This is a genomic window from Staphylococcus sp. HMSC069D12, from assembly GCF_001810405.1.
Classification (GTDB): domain Bacteria; phylum Bacillota; class Bacilli; order Staphylococcales; family Staphylococcaceae; genus Staphylococcus; species Staphylococcus haemolyticus.
The window spans coordinates 1-323 of sequence record NZ_KV801098.1 but is presented as its reverse complement, the minus strand read 5'-3'; the positions used below and the strand labels follow the sequence as shown (position 1 = coordinate 323).

Annotated in this window: 1 pseudogene; it reads left to right on the top strand. The window is 34.4% G+C overall.

What is annotated here, in order from left to right:
• Positions 1–323: pseudogene (locus HMPREF2737_RS02880) on the top strand (IS6-like element IS257 family transposase); the annotation flags it as partial.

Sequence of the window (323 nt, the reverse complement as noted above, 5' to 3'; positions counted from 1 at the left end):
GATAATCATTCAGCATATGCGTTTATCAAACGTCTCATTAAACAATTTGGTAAACCTCAAAAGGTAATTACAGATCAGGCACCTTCAACGAAGGTAGCAATGGCTAAAGTAATTAAAGGTTTTAAACTTAAACCTGACTGTCATTGTACATCGAAATATCTGAATAACCTCATTGAGCAAGATCACCGTCATATTAAAGTAAGAAAGACAAGGTATCAAAGTATCAATACAGCAAAGAATACTTTAAAAGGTATTGAATGTATTTACGCTCTATATAAAAAGAACCGCAGGTCTCTTCAGATCTACGGATTTTCGCCATGCCA